Source organism: Aeromonas sp. DNRA1 (assembly GCF_963888745.1).
Lineage (GTDB): Bacteria > Pseudomonadota > Gammaproteobacteria > Enterobacterales > Aeromonadaceae > Aeromonas > Aeromonas hydrophila.
Genome location: NZ_CAWPKQ010000001.1, coordinates 295143 through 311590 on the forward strand (window position 1 = coordinate 295143; position 16448 = coordinate 311590).

11 protein-coding genes are annotated in these 16448 nt (G+C 64.1%); 10 read left to right on the forward strand and 1 reads right to left on the reverse strand.

What is annotated here, in order from left to right; all coding sequences use genetic code 11:
- The first annotated feature begins 40 nt into the window (after positions 1-40).
- From nuoE to nuoN, 10 genes are all read left to right on the forward strand, one after another.
- The gene (gene nuoE, locus AACQ43_RS01345; protein WP_076359673.1) at positions 41-583 is read left to right on the forward strand and encodes an NADH-quinone oxidoreductase subunit NuoE; all 543 of its coding nucleotides are present in this window, start codon (positions 41-43) and stop codon (positions 581-583) included.
- Positions 580-1947, forward strand: coding sequence for an NADH-quinone oxidoreductase subunit NuoF (nuoF, locus tag AACQ43_RS01350; protein ID WP_102988977.1), 1368 nt, complete (start codon positions 580-582; stop codon positions 1945-1947). The genes nuoE and nuoF overlap by 4 nt, the downstream gene beginning before the upstream one ends.
- Before the next feature lie 68 nt (positions 1948-2015).
- The gene (gene nuoG / locus AACQ43_RS01355; RefSeq protein WP_168965527.1) at positions 2016-4745 is read left to right on the forward strand and encodes an NADH-quinone oxidoreductase subunit NuoG; all 2730 of its coding nucleotides are present in this window, start codon (positions 2016-2018) and stop codon (positions 4743-4745) included.
- Positions 4742-5710, forward strand: a complete 969-nt coding sequence (gene nuoH / locus AACQ43_RS01360) for an NADH-quinone oxidoreductase subunit NuoH (protein WP_011705661.1) — start codon at positions 4742-4744, stop codon at positions 5708-5710. Before nuoG ends, nuoH begins: the two co-directional genes overlap by 4 nt.
- A gap of 128 nt (positions 5711-5838) precedes the next feature.
- Complete coding sequence (nuoI, locus tag AACQ43_RS01365; RefSeq protein ID WP_011705660.1) at positions 5839-6381, forward strand: NADH-quinone oxidoreductase subunit NuoI; 543 nt, start codon at positions 5839-5841, stop codon at positions 6379-6381.
- Between the two features lie 10 nt (positions 6382-6391).
- Entirely contained in the window at positions 6392-6940 is a 549-nt protein-coding gene (gene nuoJ / locus AACQ43_RS01370; RefSeq protein ID WP_011705659.1) for an NADH-quinone oxidoreductase subunit J, read from the forward strand.
- The gene (gene nuoK, locus AACQ43_RS01375; protein ID WP_005299823.1) at positions 6940-7248 is read left to right on the forward strand and encodes an NADH-quinone oxidoreductase subunit NuoK; all 309 of its coding nucleotides are present in this window, start codon (positions 6940-6942) and stop codon (positions 7246-7248) included. Before nuoJ ends, nuoK begins: the two co-directional genes overlap by 1 nt.
- Positions 7245-9092, forward strand: coding sequence for an NADH-quinone oxidoreductase subunit L (gene nuoL / locus AACQ43_RS01380; protein WP_168965529.1), 1848 nt, complete (start codon positions 7245-7247; stop codon positions 9090-9092). The genes nuoK and nuoL overlap by 4 nt, the downstream gene beginning before the upstream one ends.
- Positions 9093-9170: 78 nt before the next feature.
- Positions 9171-10691, forward strand: a complete 1521-nt coding sequence (gene nuoM, locus AACQ43_RS01385) for an NADH-quinone oxidoreductase subunit M (RefSeq protein WP_016350413.1) — start codon at positions 9171-9173, stop codon at positions 10689-10691.
- A 61-nt stretch (positions 10692-10752) separates the two neighbouring features.
- Positions 10753-12216, forward strand: a complete 1464-nt coding sequence (gene nuoN, locus AACQ43_RS01390) for an NADH-quinone oxidoreductase subunit NuoN (protein ID WP_017410206.1) — start codon at positions 10753-10755, stop codon at positions 12214-12216.
- A 319-nt stretch (positions 12217-12535) separates the two neighbouring features.
- Here nuoN and purL read toward each other — a convergent pair whose 3' ends face one another.
- A complete protein-coding gene (purL, locus tag AACQ43_RS01395; protein WP_168965531.1) occupies positions 12536-16441 on the reverse strand; it encodes a phosphoribosylformylglycinamidine synthase in 3906 nt (1301 codons plus the stop codon).
- Positions 16442-16448 lie beyond the last annotated feature (7 nt).

Sequence of the window (16448 nt, forward strand, 5' to 3'; positions counted from 1 at the left end):
CGTTACACGACAAAAAGGACAAGCCACAAAAGGTTAAGCCATGAGCCAGCAATGTCAGTGCCAACACAATCAGTCCCCGCAGGGACAGAGTTCATGCCAGGGCAAGGGGAACGATTTCGCCCTGAGCCAGGCAGAACGCGATGCCATCGAGCATGAGAAACACCACTACGAAGATCCCCGTGCTGCCAGCATTGAAGCGCTTAAGATAGTGCAGCAGGCCCGCGGCTGGGTACCTGACGGTGCCATCCACGCCATCGCCGCCGAGCTCGGCATCCCCGCCAGCGACGTGGAGGGGGTCGCCACCTTCTACAGCCAGATCTTCCGCCAGCCGGTTGGTCGCCACATCATCCGCGTCTGCGACAGCATGGTCTGCTACATCAACGGCCACGAACAACTGCTGGCCGGGCTGAAAGAGGTGATGGACCTGGCCCCCGGCCAGACCTCCGCCGACGGCCGCTTCACCCTGCTGCCGGTCTGCTGCCTCGGCAACTGTGACAAGGGGCCGGCGCTGATGATCGACGATGACACCTACGGTGGGCTCGACGCCGTCAGCCTGCTCAAGACCCTGGAGGCTTACCCATGAGTCTGGCATCCCTTGGTACCGCCAACCGCATCGCCCGCGCGGCCGAGACCCATCCCCTCACCTGGCGGCTGCGCGACGACGGCCAGCCGGTCTGGCTGGATGAATACCAGAGCAAGCAGGGTTACGATGCGGCCCGCAAGGCACTGAGCCAGATGAGCCCGAACGAGATCGTCGGCACCGTCAAGGATGCCGGCCTCAAGGGTCGCGGCGGCGCCGGTTTCTCCACCGGTGTGAAGTGGGGCCTGATGCCCAAAGACGAGAGCATGAACATCCGTTACCTGCTCTGCAACGCCGACGAGATGGAGCCGAACACCTACAAAGATCGGCTGTTGATGGAGCAACTGCCCCACCTACTGATCGAGGGGATGATCATCTCGGCCAAGGCCCTCAAGGCCTACCGTGGCTACATCTTCTTGCGCGGCGAGTACGTCGATGCCGCCGCCAACCTGCGCCGCGCGGTGGAGGAGGCCAAGGCTGCCGGTCTGCTCGGCAAGAACATCCTGGGCTCGGGCTTTGACTTCGAGCTGTTCGTCCACACCGGCGCGGGTCGCTACATCTGCGGCGAAGAGACGGCGCTTATCAATTCCCTAGAGGGTCGCCGCGCCAACCCGCGCGCCAAACCCCCTTTCCCCGCCGTTTCCGGCGTCTGGGGCAAGCCGACCTGCGTCAATAACGTCGAAACGCTGTGCAACGTACCCGCCATCATCGGCAACGGTGTGGCCTGGTATCAGGGGCTGGCGCTGCCGGGTTCGGAAGATCACGGCACCAAGCTGATGGGCTTCTCCGGCAAGGTCAACAACCCCGGCCTGTGGGAGCTGCCGTTTGGCATCACCGCCCGTGAGCTGTTCGAAAACTATGCCGGTGGCATGAAGCCCGGCTATCGCCTGAAAGCCTGGCAACCGGGCGGAGCCGGTACCGGCTTCCTGCTGCCCGAGCACCTGGATGCCCAAATGTACGCCGGCGGCATCGGCAAGGTCGGCACCCGGATGGGCACGGGCCTTGCCATGGCGGTGGATGACAGCATCAACATGGTCTCCCTGCTGCGCAACATGGAAGAGTTCTTCGCCCGCGAGTCCTGCGGCTGGTGCACTCCCTGCCGCGATGGCCTGCCCTGGAGTGTCAAGCTGCTGCGCGCGCTGGAGCGAGGCGAAGGTCAGCCAGGGGATCTCGCCACCCTGGAGCAGCTGGTCAGCTTCCTCGGCCCAGGCAAGACCTTCTGCGCCCATGCCCCTGGCGCCATCGAGCCGCTGGGCAGTGCGATGAAGTATTTCCGGTCCGAATTCGAGGCCGGCGTCAAGGCGCCGCAGGATAATCGCAAGCAGCTCAAGGGTATCCAGCCCAACCTGCTGGGCGAGCGCTGGTAAAGCGCGCAGTGCGCCCGCTGAACCGGCGCGAGCCAAAGAATTTATCTCATTGAAGTCAGGGAAGTTGTATGGCCACCATTCATGTAGACGGTAAAGAGTACGAGGTAGACGGGGCAGATAACCTGCTGCAAGCCTGTCTGTCCCTTGGTCTGGACGTCCCCTATTTTTGCTGGCACCCGGCGCTCGGTAGCGTCGGCGCCTGCCGCCAGTGTGCGGTGAAGCAGTATCAGAATGCCGACGACAAGCGCGGCCGCCTGGTCATGTCCTGCATGACCCCCTCCACCGATGGCACCTATATCTCCATCGAGGATGAAGAGGCGAAGGAGTTCCGCAAGACGGTGGTGGAGTGGCAGATGACCAACCACCCCCACGACTGCCCGGTGTGCGAAGAGGGTGGCTCCTGCCACCTGCAGGACATGACGGTGATGACCGGCCACAACAGCCGCCGCTACCGTTTCACCAAGCGCACCCACCAGAATCAGGAGCTAGGCCCCTTCATCAACCACGAGATGAACCGCTGCATCGCCTGCTATCGCTGCGTCCGTTACTACAAGGACTACGCCGGTGGCGAGGATCTCGGGGTCTACGGCGCCCACGACAACGTCTACTTCGGCCGGGTCGAGGACGGCACCCTGGAGAGCGAGTTCTCCGGCAACCTGGTGGAGGTCTGCCCCACCGGCGTGTTCACCGACAAGACCCACTCCGAGCGCTACAACCGCAAGTGGGACATGCAGTTCGCCCCCAGCATCTGCCAAGGGTGTTCGGTCGGCTGCAACATCAGCCCGGGTGAGCGTTATGGCGAGCTGCGCCGCATCGAGAACCGTTATCACGGCGCCCTCAACCACTATTTCCTGTGCGACCGCGGCCGCTTCGGCTACGGCCACGTCAATCTGACCGACCGCCCGAGCCAGCCCCTGCTGCAGGATGGCAATGACAAGCTGGCCATCACGGTGGACGGTGCCCTGAACCGGGCCGCCGATGCCCTGCGCACCGCCGCCGGCGTCATCGGCATCGGCTCGCCCCGCGCCTCGCTGGAGAGCAACTTCGCCCTGCGCGAGCTGGTGGGTGCCGCCAACTTCTACAGCGGTGTCGAGCAAAGCGAATGGGAATGCCTGCAGAAGATGCTGCAGATCCTGCAGCACGGTGGCGTGCGCACCCCCAGCCTGCGCGACATGGAAGAGGCCGACGCCGTGCTGGTGCTCGGCGAGGATGTCACCCAGACCGCCGCCCGCATCGCCCTGGCCCTGCGTCAGGCAGTCAAGGGCAAGGGCCGCGAAATCGCCCGCAAGCTGAAGGTGGACCTGTGGCAGGTCGCCGCGGTACAGACCCTAGCCCAGAACGAGCGCTACCCGCTGCTGATCACCAGCCTGGACAGCACCCGACTGGACGACGTGGCGAGCGGCACCCTGCACGCCCCCCACGCGGATCAGGCGCGCCTCGGCTTCGCCATCGCCCATCTGCTCGATGGCAGCGCCCCAGCCCTGACCGATCTCGCCCCCGAGCAACAGGCCTTGGCCGCCAGCTGGGCAGCGCTGCTCGGCAACGCCAAGAAGCCGCTCATCATCGCCGGCACCGGTGCCCGCAGCCAGGCGCTGCTCGAGGCGGCCAGCAACATCGCCCGCGCCCTCAAGGGCCGTGGCCAGGCCGTGGAGCTCGCTCTGGTAGCCCAGGAGACCAACAGCCTGGGGCTGGCCATGCTGGCCGGCAATGCCGCCCCGCTGGAAGCCGCGTTTGATCGTATCGAAAGAGAAGAGAAGCTCGCGCTGGTGATGCTCGAGAACGATCTCTACCGCCGCGCACCGCGCAGCCGGGTCGATGCCGCCATCGACCATCTTCAGCACTTGCTGGTGATCGACCATCAGGACACCGGCACCGCCCAGAAGGCTAACCTGGTGCTGCCTGCCGCCAGCTTCGCCGAGGCCGATGGTACCCTCATCAACATGGAAGGCCGCGCCCAGCGTTTCTTCCAGGTCTATGCCCCCGCCTTCTACAACGCCGACATCCAGGTGCGCGAGAGCTGGCGCTGGCTGGCCGCCCTGCAAGGCGTGCTGGATCGCAAACCGCTGCGCTGGAACACCTTCGACGAGGTGAGCAGTGCCTGCGCCGCCAGCGCCCCGCTGCTGACCAGCATGCGCGAAGCCGCACCCAACGCGGGTCTGCGCATCCGTGGCATGAAGCTCGCCCGCGAGCCGCACCGCTACAGTGGCCGCACCTCCATGCTGGCGGATCAGAACGTGAGCGAGCCCAGAGTCGCTCAGGATCCCGACTCGCCCTTCAACTTCTCCATGGAAGGCTACGCCGGTGCCCGCCAGCCGCTGCAACAGGTACCGTTCGCCTGGGCGCCGGGCTGGAACTCCCCGTCCGCCTGGAACAAGTTCCAGGATGAAGTGGGTGGCAACCTGCGCGCCGGGGATCCCGGTCGCCGTCTGCTGGAAGCGGGCGAGGACAGCCTCGGCTGGTTCGACGCCGTCCCCGCCCCGTTCAGCGCCAAAGAGGCGCTGCAGGTGGTGAGCTATGACCAACTGTTTGGCGGCGAAGAGCTGTCTGCCAGAAGCCCGGTCATCCAGGCCCGCATGAGCGAGCCCGTGCTGGTAATGAACCCGGCCGACGCCAACCGTCTCGCCCTCAATGCCGGCAGCCAGGTTGCCTTCTCCTGGGGTGGCCACCACTGGCGACTGACCCTGCGTCTGAGCGAGCATTTGAGCACAGGTCTGGTGGGCCTGCCGCTTGGTGTCAACGGTCTGCCGACCGCCCTGCACCAGCAATATCTCGCTAACCTACAGGAGGCCATCGCATGAGCGACTCTCTGATCGATCTGTTGCTGGAAATCGGCAAAGCATTGATCGTGCTGGTGGGGATCGTGGGGGCCGGCGCCTTCATGAGCTTCATCGAGCGCCGTCTGCTGGCGCTGTGGCAGGATCGTTACGGCCCCAACCGGGTAGGCCCCTTCGGCTTGCTGCAGCTGGCGGCCGACATGATCAAGATGTTCTTCAAAGAGGACTGGATCCCGCCGTTCGCCGATCGCCGGATCTTCGTGCTGGCCCCCATCATCGCCTTTACCGCCTTCATCCTGGCGTTTGCGGTGGTGCCCATCACCCCCACCTGGGGCGTGGCGGACCTCAACGTGGGGCTGCTCTACATCCTGGCCATCGCGGGGCTGGCGGTCTACGCCGTGCTGTTCGCAGGCTGGTCGAGCAACAACAAGTACTCATTGCTCGGCAGCCTGCGCGCCTCGGCCCAGACCCTCTCCTACGAGGTGTTTCTCGGCCTCTCCTTGATGGGCATCGTCATCCAGACCGGCAGCTTCAACCTGCGGGATATCGTAGAAGCCCAGGCAGGACTGTGGAACGTGATCCCCCAGATCCTGGGTTTCATCACCTTCCTGTTTGCCGGCGTCGCCGTCACCCACCGCCATCCGTTTGACCAGCCGGAAGCCGAGCAGGAGCTCGCCGACGGTTATCACATCGAGTATGCGGGCATGAAATGGGGTCTGTTCTTCGTGGGCGAGTACATCGGCATCGTGCTGATCTCTTCGCTCATCGTGACCCTGTTCTTCGGTGGCTGGCACGGCCCCTGGCTGCCGCCCTTCATCTGGTTTGCCCTGAAGACCGCCTGTTTCATGGTGTTCTTCATCCTGCTGCGGGCCTCCCTGCCCCGCCCGCGCTTTGACCAGGTGATGTCGTTTGGCTGGAAAGTCTGCCTGCCGTTGACCCTGCTCAACATGCTGGTCACCGGCGCCGTGGTGCTGATGAATGCGCAGTGAGGCCGCAATGGACAGAAAAATTGTGATGCCGTTTGGCTGGAACGTCTGCTTGCCCGCCGCCCTGCATCCCGCTCGGGATGCAGCCGGTGCGGGCTGTGGTGCTGATGAATGTGCAGTGAGGCACGACTATGAAAATTATTAACATCATCAAGGGTGTCGGCACCCAATTGCGCAGCCTGGGGATGGTGTTCTCCCATGCCTGGAGCCCCCGCGAGACCCTCAACTATCCGGAACAGGCCGTCTATGCGGCGCCCCGCTATCGCGGCCGCATCGTGCTGACCCGCGATCCGGACGGCGACGAACGCTGCGTGGCCTGCAACCTGTGTGCGGTGGCCTGCCCGGTCGGCTGCATCTCGCTGCAGAAATCCGAGCGGGAAGATGGTCGCTGGTACCCGGAGTTCTTTCGCATCAACTTCTCCCGCTGCATCTTCTGCGGCCTGTGCGAAGAGGCCTGCCCCACCACCGCTATCCAGCTGACGCCGGATTTCGAGATGGGCGAGTACCGCCGCCAGGATCTGGTGTACGAGAAGGAAGATCTGCTGATAAGCGGACCCGGCAAGTATCCGGATTACAACTTCTACCGCATGAGCGGGATGGCCATCGACGGCAAGCCGAAAGGGGATGCCGAGAACGAAGCCAAGCCCATCGATGTCAAGAGCCTGCTGCCCTGAGGAGTCAATCATGGAACTGGCATTCTATGCCGCGGCCCTGGTCGCCATTTACAGCACGCTGCGGGTGATCAGCACCAGCAATCCGATGCACGCGCTGCTCAATCTCATTATCTCCCTCATCGCCGTGGCCATGATCTTCTTCTGCCTGGGCGCCTCCTTCGCGGGCGCCCTGCAAGTGATCGTCTATGCGGGCGCCATCATGGTGCTGTTCGTGTTCGTGGTGATGATGCTGAACTTGGGCTCGGCCCAGGATCAGGAAAAGAACTGGCTCACCCCCACCACCTGGGTGGGCCCCGGCCTGCTTTCGCTCATTCTGCTGGGTTTTCTGGCCTACGGCATTCTCGGGGTCACCGGCGGTGAACTTGGTCTGACCGACGTCAGTGCCAAAGCGGTCGGCATCGCCCTGTTCGGTCCTTACGTGCTGGCGGTGGAGCTTGCCTCCATCCTGCTGCTGGCGGGTCTGGTCACCGCCTATCACCTGGGCCGTGAAGACAAGAGCGGGGAAGTGCTCTCCGTGCCAAAAGCCTCGGCACATCCGTCTCAAGAAGGAGGTCAATGATGAACGGAATCCCGATGGAACACGGCCTGCTGCTGGCTGCCGTGCTGTTCTGTATCGGCCTGTGCGGCCTGCTGATACGTCGCAACTTGCTGTTTATCCTCATGAGTATCGAGATCATGATGAACGCGTCGGCACTGGCATTCGTGGTGGCTGGCAGCCGCTGGGCCCAGGCTGATGGCCAGATCATGTACATACTGGTGATTTCTCTGGCGGCAGCGGAGGCCAGTATCGGCCTCGCCCTGTTACTGCTGCTCTATCGTCGTTACCACACCCTCAACGTGGACACTGTGAGCGAGATGCGCGGATGAGCCTCCTATACCTGACTTTTCTGTTTCCGCTGCTGGGATGGCTGGTGCTGGCCTTCTCCATCGGTCGTTTCGGCGAGCGTACTGCTGCGCTCATCGGCGTCGGCAGCATAGGGCTGTCGGCCCTCACTACCCTGTGGGTCGGCATCGATTTTCTCAACACCATGCCAGCTGGCGGCGCCTATACCCAGACCCTGTGGCAGTGGATCTCGGTGGGTGAATTCACCCCGACCTTCCGCCTGGCGCTGGACGGCCTGTCGCTGACCATGCTCGGCGTGGTCACCGGGGTGGGTTTCTTCATCCACCTGTTCGCCTCCTGGTACATGCGCGGGGAAGAGGGCTATTCGCGCTTCTTCACCTACACCAACCTGTTCATCGCCAGCATGGTGTTTCTGGTGCTGGCCGATGACCTGCTGTTCGTCTACCTCGGCTGGGAAGGGGTGGGGCTGTGCAGCTACCTGCTGATCGGCTTCTACTACCGCAACCCGGCCAACGGCGCCGCCGCCCTCAAGGCGTTCGTGGTGACCCGGGTCGGCGACGTGTTCCTCGCCATCGGTCTGTTCGTCCTCTACCGGGAGCTGGGTACCCTCAACATTCACGAGTTGCTGGTACGCGCACCGCTGATGTTTGCCGAGGGCTCCCCTGCCCTGTCGTTTGCCTGTCTGATGCTGCTTGGCGGCGCCGTCGGCAAATCGGCCCAGCTGCCGCTGCAAACCTGGCTGGCGGATGCGATGGCGGGCCCGACCCCGGTCTCGGCGCTGATCCACGCGGCCACCATGGTGACCGCCGGTGTCTATCTCATCGCCCGTACCCACGGTCTGTTCCTGCTGGCCCCCGAGATCCTGCATCTGGTGGCGCTGGTCGGTGCCATCACGCTAGTGCTGGCAGGCTTTGCCGCCCTGGTGCAAACCGACATCAAGCGGATCCTGGCTTACTCCACCATGAGCCAGATCGGCTACATGTTCCTGGCCCTCGGTGTTGGCGCCTGGGAAGGGGCCATCTTCCACCTGATGACCCACGCCTTCTTCAAGGCGCTGCTGTTCCTCTCCGCCGGTGCCGTGATCGTCGCGACCCACCATGAGCAGAACATCTTCAAAATGGGAGGCCTGCGCAAGAGCCTGCCGCTGGTCTATGCCTGCTTCCTGGTAGGGGGCTCGGCCCTGGCCGCGCTGCCGCTGGTGACCGCAGGTTTCTACAGTAAAGACGCCATCTTGTGGCAGGTGCAGGCCAGTGGCCAGAGCGCCCTGCTGTGGGCCGGTCTGGGCGGTGCCTTCCTCACCTCCCTCTACACCTTCCGCCTGATCTTCATCGCCTTCCACGGCAAGGAGCAGACCCAGGCTCACGCCGGTCATGGTCTGGCCCATCAGCTGCCGCTGCTGGTCCTGCTGGTGCTCTCCACCGGTATCGGCGCACTGATCGTGCCGCCGCTGGCAGGGGTACTGCCGGCAGGGCCGGGGGATCACATCGAAGAGGGGCGCCATGGGCTGGAGATCACCTCCGCCATCATCGCCATCGCCGGCATTGCCCTGGCCGCCTTCCTGTTCCTGGGTGAGCGCCGTCTGGCCAGCAGCGTGGCCAACAGCGCGCCGGGCAAGTTGCTCAGCACTCTCTGGTTCAATGCCTGGGGCTTTGACTGGCTTTACGATCAGCTGTGGGTCAAGCCGTATCTGCTGGCGACCCGGCTGCTCGGCAAGGATCCGCTGGACTGGATGATGAACCTGCCGGCCTGGCTGGCACAGAGTGGCCACCAGCTGTTGGCCTGGACCGTTTCCGGCAAGTTGCGCTGGTATGCAGCCTCCATGGGGATGGGCGCCGCCCTGATCCTGGCCCTGCTGCTGCTCGGCTGATTCCGTGATGCAGCCCCTGAACTCGCAGCAAGCCCACGGGCCTGCACAGTGACTAGAACATAGACGAGAGCTGATATCGTGACCTTACTCTGGATCTTGTTAATACCCTTCATCGGCGGTCTGCTCTGTTGGCAGACCGAGCGATTCGGCGAGTACTTCGTACGCTGGGTCGCCCTGCTGTCGATGAGCGCCTGCCTGCTGCTCTCCTGCGCCATCTGGTGGAGCGGTGACTTCACCCTGGCAGCCCAGGGCGGCGTGCCCGTCTGGGCCGCCGAACTGCAACTGCCCTGGATCCCCCGCTTCGGCATCTCATTGCACCTGGCGGTGGATGGCTTGTCGCTGTTGATGGTGATCCTCACCTGCTTCATCGGCGTGCTGGCCATCCTCTGTTCCTGGAAGGAAATCGTGCAGCGCATCGGCTTCTTCCACCTCAACCTGTTGTGGATTTTGGGTGGCGTACTCGGCGTCTTCATGGCGCTGGACCTGTTCCTGTTCTTCTTCTTCTGGGAGATGATGCTGGTGCCGATGTACTTCCTGATTGCGCTGTGGGGCCACTCGGTCACCGACGGCAAATCCCGGATCAACGCCGCCACCAAGTTCTTCATCTACACCCAGGTCAGCGGCCTCATCATGCTGGTCGCCATCCTGGGCCTGGTGCTGACTCACCATGCCGCCACCGGCGTGTTCACCTTTGACTATCAGGACTTGCTGAATACCCCGATGAGCAAGGGTGTGCAGTGGCTGCTGATGCTGGGCTTCTTTATCGCCTTCGCGGTCAAGATGCCGCTGGTACCGCTGCACGGCTGGCTGCCGGATGCCCACAGCCAGGCACCGACCGCGGGTTCCGTGGACTTGGCGGGGATCCTGCTGAAAACCGCCGCCTACGGCCTGCTGCGCTTCGCCCTGCCGCTGTTCCCCGAGGCGTCCGCCGAATTTGCCCCCTACGCCATGGTGCTGGGTCTCATCGGCATCGTTTACGGCGCCATCGTGGCGTTCGCCCAGACCGACATCAAACGGTTGGTGGCCTACACCAGCATCTCCCACATGGGCTTCGTGATGATCGCCATCTACTCCGGCAGCGAACTGGCCCTGCAGGGTGCCGTGGTACAGATGATCGCCCACGGCCTCTCCGCCGCCGGCCTCTTCATCCTGTGCGGTCAGCTCTACGAGCGGCTGCACACCCGGGACTTGCGTCTGATGGGCGGGCTGTGGGGTCGTCTGCGCTACCTGCCCGGCGTGATGCTGTTCTTCTCGGTCGCCTCTCTGGGGATGCCGGGCACCGGCAACTTCGTCGGCGAGTTCCTGATCCTCATCGGCAGCTTCCAGGTTGCCCCCGTGCTCACCATCATCGCCACCTTCGGCCTGGTGCTGGCCTCGGTCTACTCCCTCATCATGCTGCAGCGCGCCTGCTTCGGTACCCCCAAGGACGAGAGCGTCCTCAAGGGACTCGACAGCCGCGAGCTGGTGATGATGATGACCATTGCCGGTCTTTTGGTGCTGCTCGGTGTCTATCCCCAACCTGTGCTCGACACCGCGGGCAACAGCCTGCTGAGCGTGCTGCACTGGTACGCCCTGCCCTTCGCAGGAGCATTGCAATGAGAGTGACCGCTGTTAAACCGCTGGCCCTGTTGCCTTCCTTGTCCATTACAGGAGCACTGCAATGACCTTCACCGCTTCGCAACTGCTGGCCCTGCTGCCCCTGTTGCTGACAACCGGGGCCATGGTGGCCCTGATGCTGGCCATCGCCTGGAAACGGTGCGATGACACCGCCTTCGTGGTCACCATCGCCGGTCTCAACCTGGCACTCTTCTCCCTGCCCATCGTGATGGCGCAAGGAGATCAGGGGGTCACCCCGCTGCTGCAGATCGATGGCTACGCCGTCTTCTACATGGGCCTGGTGCTTATCGGCGCCCTGGCGACCTGTACCTTCGGCCGCTCCTGGCTCAAGGGCTATCCGGACAACCGGGAAGAGTTCTACCTGCTGCTGCTGATCGCCACCGCCGGTGGCCTGGTGCTGGCCGGCTCACGTCACCTCGCCTCCCTGTTTATCGGGATCGAGATGCTGACCCTGCCGATGTTCGGTCTGGTGGGCTACGCCTATCGCGAGCGCCACTCGCTGGAGGCCAGCATCAAGTACATGGTGCTCTCCGCCGCCGCCACCGCCTTCCTGCTGTTCGGCATGGCGCTGCTCTATGCCCAGGCCGGCAGCCTGAGCTTCAGCGATCTGGGGCTGACCCTAGCCACCACCCCGGCCCACCACCCGCTGCTGATGGGCGGTCTGGGTCTGATGCTGGTCGGCTTTGCCTTCAAGCTCTCCCTGGCACCGTTCCACCTCTGGACCCCGGACGTGTACGAAGGGGCGCCGGCACCGGTGGCCACCTTCCTCGCCACCGTCAGCAAGATCGCGGTGTTCTGCGTGCTGCTGCGCTTCTACCTGGCGGTGCCCGCCGCAGCGGATCCCATGATCCACTGGCTGCTGGCCGCCATGGCGGTGGTTTCCATCGTCATCGGCAACCTGCTGGCTCTGCTGCAGACCAACATCAAGCGGATGATGGGTTACTCCTCCATCTCCCACTTCGGCTACCTGCTGGCGGTGATCGTGGCGAGCCGTCTCGGCCAGATGCCGGTGGAAGCGGCCGGCGTCTATCTGCTGATGTATCTGTTCACCAGCCTGGGGGCCTTCGGCGTCATCAGCATGATGTCCAGCCCCTATCGCGGCAAGGATGCGGACTCCCTGCACAGCTACCGCGGCCTGTTCTGGCGCCGTCCCTACCTGACCGCCGTGCTGACCGTGATGATGCTCTCGCTGGCCGGTATCCCCATGACGCTCGGCTTCATCGGCAAGTTCTACCTGATCGGGGTGACCGTCGATGCGAAGCTGTGGTGGCTCTCCGGCGCTATCGTGCTCGGCAGTGCGCTGGGTCTCTACTACTATCTGCGGGTCATGGTCACCCTCTACCTGCGCGAACCCGGCATGCAGCTGCGCGACGCCAAGGGAGACTGGGCCATCACCTCCGGTGGTCTGGTGGTGCTGCTCTCCGCCGCGCTGGTGGTGGCGCTGGGTCTCTATCCCCAGCCGGTCATCAGCCTGGTGCAGGGCTTCCAGAACGTGGTGCTGCACTGATTTCACGCCACCCAAAAAAACCGGCCCAAGTGGCCGGTTTTTTTATCTGCCCAGCGCGACTCGCCGAGTCCCCGCCTCGCCTCTCGGGAGCCTGAAGCGGGACGGAGCGTTATCTTTCTCGACCGTCGGCCCACAGCCCCATGCCCCGCTACAACCACCGACCCCCTCTCATCTTCGAAGTGGCGGCACCATGAAGCAGCAGCGCGCTGTCTGCCTCGCCCTTTTCCCCCGCTTCCCTTTGTCCTGCAACGCCCTTTACTGGTCTCACTCCCATAAAAAAACCGGCCACAGGGGCCGGTTTTTTGTTTTCATTGCGAACTTAACCCAGACGTACCCGGGCGTTGCGGAACATCCGCATCCAGGCGCCGTCCTCGCCCCAGTTGTCCGGGTGCCAGGAGTTGGCCACGGTGCGGAACACCCGCTCCGGGTGCGGCATCATGATGGTGGCGCGCCCGTCCGTGGTGGTGACCGCGGTGATACCCGCCGGTGCACCGTTCGGGTTGGCCGGGTACTGCTCGGTCACCTGACCGCGGTTGTCGACGAAGCGCAGCCCCACCAGCCCGCTCTGTTGCAGTGCCGCCAGGTGAGCGGCATCGCGCACCTCCACTCGCCCCTCCCCGTGGGAGACGGCAATCGGCATCACCGAGCCCGCCATGCCGGCGAAGAAGGCCGACGGGGAGTCCTGCACTTCCACCAGGCTGAAGCGGGCCTCGAAGCGCTCGGAGCGGTTGCGCACGAAGCGCGGCCACAGATCGGCCCCCGGGATCAGCTCGCGCAGGTTGGACATCATCTGGCAACCGTTGCACACCCCCAGGGAGAGGGTGTCGCTGCGCTCGAAGAAGCGCTGGAACTGCTCGCGGGCACCGTCGTTGAACAGGATGGACTTGGCCCAGCCTTCGCCCGCCCCCAGCACGTCGCCGTAGGAGAAGCCGCCACAGGCCACCAGGCTCTGGAACGCATCCAGCTTGATGCGCCCCTCGAGGATGTCGCTCATGTGCACGTCCACCGCCGCAAAGCCGGCGCGGTCAAACGCCGCCGCCATCTCCACGTGAGAGTTGACCCCCTGCTCGCGCAGCACCGCCAGACGGGGGGATACCCCGCGGGCAATATAGGGTGCAGCCACATCCTCGGCCGGGTTGTAGCTGAGCTTGGCCTGCAGGCCAGGGTCGGCTGCGTCCTGACGGGCGGCATGCTCCTGATCTGCGCACTCCGGGTTGTCGCGCAGGCGCTGCATCTGCCAGCTGGTCTCGCCCCAGATGGTACGCAGAGCGGTACGGCTGGCGCGGTAGACCTCCTGACCGGCCCGCTGCAGGGTGATGAGATCCCCTTCACGCACCGTACCGAGCACATGGGAGCAAGCCGCCAAGCCGTGACCGGCCAGCAGGGTCATCACCGCTTCTTTATCTTCACGACGCACCTGGATGACGGCGCCCAGCTCTTCGTTGAACAGGGCCGGCAGCAGTTCGCCGCCGATGCGATCCAGCTGCAGGTCGAGGCCGCAGTGACCGGCGAAGGCCATCTCCACCAGAGTGACGAACAGGCCGCCGTCGGAGCGGTCGTGATAGGCGATCAGCTTGCAATCCGCCACCAGCGCCTGAATGGCGTTGAAGAACCCCTTGAGCTGGACCGGGTTGTCCAGATCCGGGGCCTTGTCACCCAGCTGGCGATAGACCTGGGCCAGCGCAGAGGCACCGAGGCGCTGCTTGCCGTTGCCAAGGTCGATGAGGATAAGGTCGGTCTCACCGAGATCGGTACGCAGCTGCGGCGTGACGGTGTTGCGCACATCCTCCACCCGGGCAAACGCCGAGATGAGCAGGGAGAGCGGCGAGGTGACGCTGTGCTCCTTGCCATCCTGTTGCCAGCGGGTCTTCATGGACATGGAGTCCTTGCCCACCGGGATGGTGATGCCAAGGGCCGGGCAGAGCTCCTCGCCCACCGCTTTGACCGCCTCGTAGAGGCCGGCATCTTCGCCCGGGTGACCGGCAGCGGCCATCCAGTTGGCGGAGAGCTTGACCCGTTTGAGCGAGCCGATGTGGGCCGGCGCCAGGTTGGTGAGCGCTTCCGCCACCGCCATACGGGCAGAGGCAGCGTGGGAAAGCAGCGCCACCGGGGTGCGCTCGCCCATGGACATGGCTTCGCCGTGGTAGCTGTCGTAGGTGGCGGCAGTGACGGCGCAATCGGCCACCGGGATCTGCCAGGGACCGACCATCTGATCGCGGTTGACGAGGCCCGTTACGCTGCGATCGCCGATGGTGATGAGGAAGGACTTCTCCGCCACGGTGGGCAGACGCAACACCCGCTCGGCAGCCTCGCCCAGGGTGATGCCATCAAGCGCCAGCGGCTTGCCCTGCGCCGGCAGGCTTGCAACCTCGCGGTGCATCTTAGGGGTCTTGCCCAGCAGCACGTCCAGCGGCAGGTCGATGGGGTGGTTGTCAAAGTGCTCATCCGAGAGAGTGAGATGCTTCTCTTCGGTAGCGGTACCGATGACAGCGTAGGGTGCGCGCTCGCGCTCGCACAGCGCCTTGAACAGCGGCAGCTTCTCCTGGGCCACCGCCAGTACGTAACGCTCCTGGGATTCGTTGCACCAGATCTCGAGCGGGCTCATGCCCGGCTCGTCGTTCGGAATGGCACGCAAGGAGAAACGACCACCGCGATCGCCGTCGCTCACCAGCTCCGGCATGGCATTGGAGAGGCCACCGGCCCCCACGTCGTGGATGAAGACGATGGGGTTGTCGTCCCCCAGCTGCCAGCAGCGGTCGATCACCTCCTGGCAACGACGCTCCATCTCAGGGTTGTCACGCTGCACCGAGGCAAAGTCGAGATCTTCTGCCGACTGGCCGGAGGCCATGCTTGATGCGGCGCCGCCACCCAGACCGATGTTCATGGCCGGGCCGCCCAGCACGATGAGGGCAGCCCCCACCGGGATCTCCCCTTTCTGGACGTGCTCGCTGCGGATGTTGCCGATACCACCTGCCAGCATGATCGGCTTGTGGTAGCCACGCACCTCGACGCCGTTGTGGCTCGGCACCTGCTCTTCGAAGGTACGGAAGTAGCCGAGAATGGCCGGACGGCCGAACTCGTTGTTGAAGGCGGCGCCGCCGAGCGGCCCCTCCTGCATGATGTCAAACGCGCTGACGATGCGGCTCGGCTTGCCGAAATCCTGCTCCCAGGGCTGTTCGAAGCCGGGGATGCGCAAGTTGGAGACCGAGAAGCCCACCAGACCCGCCTTGGGCTTGGCACCGCGACCGGTGGCACCCTCATCGCGAATTTCACCGCCGGAGCCGGTAGCGGCACCCGGGAAGGGGGAGATGGCAGTCGGGTGATTGTGGGTCTCCACCTTCATCAGGATGTCGACGCGCTCCTGATGATAGTGATACTCGCCGCTGGCGGGGCTCGGGAAGAAGCGGCCACCCTGGCTTCCTTCCATCACCGCAGCGTTGTCTTTATAGGCAGACAGGACATGATCCGGCGTCTGCTCGAAGGTGTTCTTGATCATTTTGAACAACGACTTGGGCTGCTGCTCACCGTCGATGGTCCAGTCGGCGTTGAAGATCTTGTGGCGGCAGTGCTCGGAGTTTGCCTGGGCAAACATGTAGAGCTCGATGTCGTTGGGGTTGCGACCCAGCCTGGTGAAATTCTCCACCAGATAGTCAATTTCGTCGTCGGCCAGCGCCAGACCGAGCGCCACGTTGGCGTCGGCCAGCGCGGCGCGACCACCGCCCAGCACATCCACCTGGGTGAAGGGGCGCGGCTCGTGATGGGCAAACAGGGCAACTGCCTCGTTCATCTCGCCAAACACCATCTCCATCATGCGGTCGTGCAGCACGGCGGCCACGTCGGCACGCTGGGCGGCGCTCAGCTCACCCTTGGCCTGCACGTAATAGGCGATGCCGCGTTCGAGCCGCTTGACCTGATTCAGGCCGCAGTTGTGGGCGATGTCGGTTGCTTTGGAAGACCAGGGGGAGATAGTGCCGGGGCGGGGGGTAACGAGAAACAGCTGACCGCTGGGGGTGTGTTCGGGGATGGTCGGGCCGTAGCGCAGGAGCTGGCCCAAGGTCGCTCGCTCCGGGGGCGACAGCGGGCTCGAGAGCTCGGCAAAGTGCACGTATTCGGCATAGACATCCTCTATCTCTACTCCTCTCTCCTGTTTCATCTGCGCGAAGCGTTGCAGCAGTTTTTGGACACGAAACTCAGACAGTGCGGGGGCACCACGCAAGATATCCATATGACCT